Genomic DNA, 6,922 nt, shown 5'->3' on the forward strand with positions numbered 1-6,922 from the left:
TCCAGCCCGTTGATGCGGCGGATGAACTCGATGTTGCTCGGGCACCAGGGGGCGTCGGCGCGCACTGACTGCATGTATTTGGAAATGGCGAGGCGGGTGGCCTCGTCGTCCCAGGACAGCGGCAGGTGGATGATGCGCGTCGGCACCGCCAGATCGTCGATGGCGGCAAGCTCGTCCTCGGCGCCGACCAGCCGGTCGAGCAGATCGCCGAGCGGCAGGCGTCGGTTGTCGTAATGGATCTGGAGCGAGCGGATGCCGGGAGTCAGGTCGAGAATCCCCGGCAACGCCTGCGCCCGCAGCCAGCTCTGGAGCGCGTGGACACGGAAGCGCAGGTCGAGATCCAGCACCAGCGGGCCGTACTCGATCAGCAGATATTTGTCGCCGGCCCGGCGGTAGACGACGGCCGGACGGCTGGCGGTCGCCGGAATGCTGTGGAGGAGGGGGGAATCGCTCTTTCCCTCTCCCGCCCCGACCTGATTCCCTCTCCCCCCCGGGGAGAGGGTTAGGGTGAGGGGGGCGCGCGGCGAGGATTGGCGAGACTGGAAAGCTGCTGCATGTCGAGTTGATCCATGCAGCGCCTCCCCCTCACCCCGACCCTCTCCCCGGGGGGGAGAGGGGGAGATTGCCTCTTCCGCCGTCAGCCGTTTGAACCGCACCGTATCGCCCGGCCGCAGCTGGCCGATCTTCCACAGCTCGGCATCGACGATGGTCGCCGGACAGACGAAGCCGCCCAGGCTGGGACCGTCCGGTCCCAGGATCACCGGCATGTCGCCGGTGAAGTCGATGGCGCCGATGGCGTAGGCGTTGTCGTGGATGTTCGACGGGTGCAGCCCTGCCTCGCCGCCGTCCTTGCGCGCCCAGGTCGGTTTCGGGCCGATCAGGCGGACGCCGGTGCGGCTGGAGTTGTAATGCACCTCCCAATCGGCGGCGAAGAAGGCGGCGATGTCGTCGTCGGTGAAGAAATCCGGCGCACCGTGCGGCCCATAAAGAACGCCGATCTCCCAGCCATGCCCGTAAGCCGGCCGGTCCCCGTTCGCCACCGCTTCCACAGTCCCGGCCGCTGCGTCGCCGAGATGCAGGATGTCGCCCGGCAGCAGCGCCCGCCCGCCATGCCCGCCGAACTTGCCGAGCGTGAAGGTGGATTTGCTGCCGAGATAGTCCGGCACGTCCAGCCCGCCCTGCACCAGCAGATAGGCGCGGCAGCCGGCGCCGCTGACGGTGCCGATGCGCAAGGTGGCTCCCGCCGGCACGCTGACCGGCTGCCAGAACGGCACCGGCGTTCCGTCGAGATCGGCCGGCATCGCCGCACCGGTCAGGCAGACCACCGCCCCGGTGTTGAAGCGCAGCGTCGGGCCGGACACCGTGATCTCCAGCCCCGCCGTCCCGTCCGGGTTGCCGAGCGCGCGGTTGCCGAGCCGGAAGGCCAGCGGGTCCATCGGGCCGGACGGCGGCACGCCGACCTCCCAATAGCCGACGCGGCCGGGATGATCCTGCACGGTGGTCAGCGTGCCGGGGGTGACGACCTCCAGCGTGCGCGCCGCATAGGCCACCGTTTCCAGATAACGGGTGGTGATGCCGCCGGCCGCGAAGACCGGATCGGCGGCGAGCTGGCGCAGATAGGCGAGGTTGGTCTCGATCCCCGACAGGCGGCAGCGGGCCAGCGCATCGCGCAGCTTCGCCAGGGCGTCGGCGCGATCCTCGCCGCGCACGATGATCTTGGCGACCAGCGGATCGTAGAAGGGCGTGACCTCGCTGCCCTGCTCCACCCAGGTCTCGACGCGGGCATCCGCCGGGAAAGCCGCCTCGGTCAGCAGGCCGGAGCAGGGGCGGAAGTTGCGGCCCGGATCTTCGGCATAGACCCGCACCTGGATCGAGGCACCCTGCGCCGTGTCCCTGTGCGCCTCCAGCGGCAGAGCCTCGCCCGCCGCCTGCCGGATCATCCATTCCACCAGATCGATGCCGGTGACCTCCTCGGTCACGCCATGCTCGACCTGCAGGCGGGTGTTGACCTCCAGGAAATAGGCCTCGCCGGCCGCGTCGTCATAGACGAACTCGACCGTGCCGGCCGACTGGTAGGTCACGGCACGGCCCAGCCGCTCCGCCGCGTCGAACAGGTTGCGGCGCAGATCGTCCGAAATGCCGGGGGCCGGCGTCTCCTCGATGACCTTCTGGTTGCGCCGCTGGGCGGAGCAGTCGCGCTCGCCCAGCGCCACCACGGCACCGCGGCCGTCACCGAAGATCTGCACCTCGATGTGACGGGCGCGCTCGATGAACTTCTCCAGGAAGACGCCGCCATCCTTGAAGTTGTTGCGCGACAGCCGGCTGACCGCCTCGAACATCGGCTCCAACGTTTCCGGATCGCGGCACAGCTGCATGCCGATGCCGCCGCCGCCGGCGGTGCTCTTGATCATCACCGGATAGCCGATGCGCTCGGCTTCCGCCTTGGCATGGGCGGCGTCGGTCAGCAGGCCGCTGCCGGGGGAGAGCGGCACGCCGCTGTGCTCCGCCAGCGCGCGGGCGCTGTGCTTCAGCCCGAAGGCGCGCATCTGCTCCGGCGTCGGGCCGATGAAGGTGATGCCGGCGGCGGCGCAGGCCTCGGCGAAGCCCGGATTTTCCGACAGGAAGCCGTAGCCGGGATGGATCGCCTGGGCGCCGGTCTGCTTCGCCGCCGCCAGGATGCGCTCGGCGTTCAGGTAGCTTTCCGACACCGCGGCGGGGCCGATGCGGACGGCCTCCCCCGCCAGCGCCACATGCAGGGATTGGGCGTCGGCCTCCGAATACACGGCGACCGAGGCGATGCCCAGGCGGTCGAGCGTGCGGATGACGCGGCAGGCGATCTCGCCGCGGTTGGCGATCAGGACCTTGGTGAACATGTGCGGTCCCCTCACGCCCGATCCCAAACCATCACCTCGATGGGTGTCGGGTTGTAGTCGTTGCAGGGGTTGTTCAGCTGCGGGCAGTTGGAGATCAGGACGATCACGTCCATCTCCGCCCGCATCTCCACATATTTGCCGGGACCGCTGACGCCGTCGGCGAAGGTCAGGCCGCCGTCCGGCGTGACCGGCACATTCATGAAGAAGTTGATGTTGTGGGTGATGTCGCGCTTGGTCAGGCCGAACTGTTCGTTCTCCGCCACCGCCAGCATCCAGCTGTCGCGGCAGGCGTGCATGCACTTCTTCTCCAGCGCATAGCGCACGGTGTTGCTTTCGGTGGCGCAGGCGCCGCCCAGCGTGTCGTGCCGGCCGACCGTGTCGGCGACGATCTCCAGCATCGGGTTGCCCTGGGTGGAGATCAGTTTCGTGCCGACCGACAGGTAGACGTTGCGCTGTTCGCGGATGGTGTCGACGGCGCTGTAGCGCTCGGCCGGGTCGGCGGCGCTGTAGAACAGGGTGTCGGCGGCCTGGTTGCCCTCCAGATCGACGATGCGGAAAATCTGGCCCTTGCGGACCACCTCCATCCAATAATCGCCGGCCGCGACGATCTTGCGATAGACGGCGGCTTCGGGGGTCAGGGTGCTTTCCTTGGTCATGGCGGCTTTGGTCATTGTCGCGCCCCTCAGCCGCACAGGTGGTAAAGGTGGTTGTTGGCGAAGCCGCGCCCGTTCTCGGGACGCGCGTTCTTGCAGGCATCGTCCTCGGCAACCGGCTCGGCCTTGCGGAGCTGGTAGAGGATGGGCTTGCGCGGATACTCGGCGGCGGGGTTCAGCGGGTGCGGGCAGGTGTGCAGCAGCACCAGCGTGTCCATCTCGAAGCGCAAATCGACATGGGCGCCGGGTTTGGCGGCGGACGGGTCGAAGACCAGCGTGCCGTCCTCCTCGGTGTGGACCTTGCTGAACCAGTTGACGTTGGCGGCGAGGTCGCGGCGGCCGAGGCCGTATTTGGCCGCTTCCACCAGGAAGCTGTCATGGCCGTTCAGCGTCCAGTCGTTGCGGTGGGCCTGATAGTCCTTCTGGCCCCAGCGCTCCGCCACCAGCGCCTTGGTGGAATTGCCGCACACCGTGTCGTGCCAGCCCGCCGTGTCCTCGACGATGGAGCAGAAGATGCGCCCCATGTCGGAATAGAGGCAGTGGCCGGCGGTCAGCTTGAAGCTGTGCTGGCACTTCAGCGTGTCGGGCGCGTTGTAGCGCTCCAGCGGATTTTGCGGATTGTAGAACAGCATGCCGACATTGGCGCCGCCCTCGCGGTCGATCAGGCGCAGAACCGTGCCGCGCCGGACCGTGAAGGACCAATGCTTGCCGCCGGGGATTTCGTCTTCATAAAGAACGTCGTGCCTGTCCACGGACCTGCCTCCTTCCCGTGCCGGGCCGTCCCGGCAAAGGCTCCAGGCGCGGCCCAGGTCGGACCACGGGCCGGGTCGTCCCGGCCGGAGCATCGTGAAGGGAGGAGTGCAGGCGTTGGGAAGTCCCACCGGGGCTGCACGCCTCCGTGTTCGGAACCTCCCGGGCTTTTGTCCCGCCGTGTGCCCGTCCGCTGTTCACCGGACAGGTCGCCGCTCTCGGACCAGCCACCGGACTGCACAATATTGCGGACCGGCCGGAACCCTAGCGGCTTTACGGGGATGTCTTCGCAAGGCCCATGCCAAGCCGGCGGGGCCTTGCATCCGGCGGATTTGCGCGCCGGCCGGCGGACCGGCGCGCAGGAATTGCCTGCCATTCGGTCACTCTCGCCGAAAAACTGGGCAGGAGCGCCGATTTGCGGCAGGGCAGGGGGTTAGAGTGCCGCAAGCACCTCGTCCAGCGTGGCGAGGAACAGCGTGGCGTCGTCCGCGGAGAAGACCAGCGGCGGGCGGATCTTCAGGATGTGGCCTTCCTGCCCGGTGGCGCTGATCAGCACCCGGCGCTGGCGCATGCCGTTCACCACGCGGGCGGTCTCCTCCGGCGCCGGGGTCTTCAGGGCGCGGTCGCGCACCATCTCGACGCCGATGAACAGGCCGCTGCCGCGCACGTCGCCGATCAGGTCGTGTTTGGCGGCCAGCGCCCGCAGGCCGTCGATCATCTGGGTGCCGACGGCCAGGGCGTTCTCCTGCAGCCGCTCCGTCTTGATGACGCGCAGCACCGCCAGCGCCACGGCGCAGGACACCGGGTTGCCGCCGAAGGTGTTGAAATAGCGCTGGCTCTTGCCGAACGCCTCGATCACCTCCGGCCGGAAGATGGCGCCGGCCACCGGATGGCCGTTGCCCATCGGCTTGCCGACCGTCACGATGTCGGGCACCAGCCCGTGGCGGGCGAAGCCCCACATGTGGGTGCCGAGCCGGCCGAAGCCGGGCTGGACCTCGTCGGCGATGAAGATACCGCCGGCCTTGCGCATGACCTCCACCGCCGGGGCCAGGAAGCCGGCCGGATCGGTGTAGACGCCGCTGCTGGAGAAGATGGTGTCGACCAGCAGGGCCGCCGGGGCGATCCCTTTCTCGCGCAGGTCGGCGATGGCCGCCTCTACCGAACGGGCGAAGGCGGTGCCGATCTCGCCCTCCGGAAGGCGGTAGCTGTCGGGCGACGGGACCACGCGGACATGGTCGCCCAGCTTCACGGCAGCGCCCAGCGACGGCGACATCTCCGCCAGCGCCGAGGTGACGCCGTGATAGGCATTGTGGGCGATGACGACGCCGGTGCCGCCGGTGTGGACGCGGGCGACGCGCAGGGCGAGGTCGTTGGCCTCGCTGCCGGTGCAGGTCATCATCAGGTGCGACAGTTCGGCCGGGAACTCGGCGAGGAAGGCTTCGGCGAACTCGACGATGCCGTCGGTCAGGTAGCGGGTGTGGGTGTTCAGCACCGCCGCCTGCTTCGCCATCGCCTCCACCACCTCCGGCCGGCAATGGCCGACCGAGGCGACGTTGTTGTAGGCATCGAGATAGCGGTTGCCGTCGGCGTCGAAGAGGGAGGAGCCCTCCCCCCGCACGACATGGATCGGGTCGGCGTAGAACAGCCGGTAGGCCGGGCCGAGCAGCTTTTCGCGGCGGGCGATCAGGGCGCGCTCGCGCTCCGGCAGGGAGCCGGCGGCATCGGGCGCATAGGCGTTGATCATCGTCATGGCGGGTCACACTTCCTGGCAGGCGAGGTGGATCAGACGGCGTGCGTCGGCGGCTTCATCGCTGGTCAGCTTTTCCAGCCCGGCGAAGGCCCGTTCGGCGTTGCGCAGGATGTAGGCGGCGTTGTCCGGGTAGTCGGCCGCCCGCCATCCGGTGATGGAAATGGTCAGGGCGAGGCGGGCCGCCACCAGATCGGGCAGCAGCTCCACCTCCTCTGCCGTCAGCGGCAGCACGGCGTTGTAGGCGCGCGTCATCTCGACGAGGGAGCCGAAGGGCGTGTCGCCGCTGGTGACATGATAGGCCAGCGCCGTCGCCAGATCGTTGACCAGCGGGGCCTTCAGCGCGTCGCCGAAATCGATGATGCCGGTGATCGTCTGATGCCCGGCCGGATCGACCACCGCATTGTGGGGATTGAGGTCGTTGTGGATCACCTGATGCCGCAGGGCGGGCAGTCGGGGGGCCACCCGCTCGGCGAAGCGGGCGATGAAACGCTCCACCATCCGGCGGCGTAGTCCGTCGGCGAGATAACGCAGCTTGTCGGCGACGCTGGCGGTGCGGGTGATGTCCCACAGCAGCTCGCGCTCCGACCCCGGATGCCGGTAATCGGCCAGCGCGATATCCAGCCGCGCCAGCGTGGTCCCCAGCGACCGCATCAGCCCCGGCGAGGCCGGCGCCGCGTGGAGCGGCGTGCCGTCGAGATAGGTCAACAGCCGCAGGATCATCGGCTGGCCGTCGATCAGCACCGTCGTCTGCGCCTCGCCATCCAGGGTCGGCACCACGCGCGGCACCGGCAGGGAAGGATCGCGCAGGGCGACATGCTGCATCGCCCCGGTCTGGAAGCCGGTGACGAGCGGCGGTTCGGCCGGGTTGGTGAGCTTCAGCACATAACTCTGCTCAT

The 6,922-nt window shown here is 68.8% G+C and carries 5 protein-coding genes and 1 riboswitch; all 5 genes read right to left on the minus strand.

Annotation, left to right across the window (positions count from 1 at the left end):
* Positions 1-2,873: urea carboxylase (uca, locus tag I71_RS20900; RefSeq protein WP_042697522.1), on the minus strand; the 2,873-nt coding region annotated here is incomplete at its 3' end.
* Positions 2,874-2,884: 11 nt separating this feature from the next.
* Complete coding sequence (locus tag I71_RS20905) at positions 2,885-3,529, minus strand: urea amidolyase associated protein UAAP2 (protein ID WP_042697531.1); 645 nt, start codon at positions 3,527-3,529, stop codon at positions 2,885-2,887.
* A gap of 26 nt (positions 3,530-3,555) precedes the next feature.
* The gene (locus I71_RS20910; RefSeq protein WP_042697525.1) at positions 3,556-4,278 is read right to left on the minus strand and encodes an urea amidolyase associated protein UAAP1; all 723 of its coding nucleotides are present in this window, start codon (positions 4,276-4,278) and stop codon (positions 3,556-3,558) included.
* Positions 4,279-4,433: 155 nt separating this feature from the next.
* Positions 4,434-4,555, minus strand: a riboswitch (guanidine-I (ykkC/yxkD leader).
* A gap of 154 nt (positions 4,556-4,709) precedes the next feature.
* Positions 4,710-6,026 carry an aspartate aminotransferase family protein gene (locus tag I71_RS20915; protein ID WP_042697528.1) on the minus strand — a complete coding sequence of 439 codons (1,317 nt, stop codon included), beginning with the start codon at positions 6,024-6,026 and terminating at the stop codon, positions 4,710-4,712.
* A 6-nt stretch (positions 6,027-6,032) separates the two neighbouring features.
* Positions 6,033-6,922 (minus strand): phosphotransferase (locus tag I71_RS20920; RefSeq protein WP_042697533.1); only part of this gene is annotated, 890 nt, incomplete at its 5' end.

Origin of the sequence: Azospirillum sp. B506 (assembly GCF_000333595.1) — a bacterium.
Taxonomy (GTDB): domain Bacteria; phylum Pseudomonadota; class Alphaproteobacteria; order Azospirillales; family Azospirillaceae; genus Azospirillum.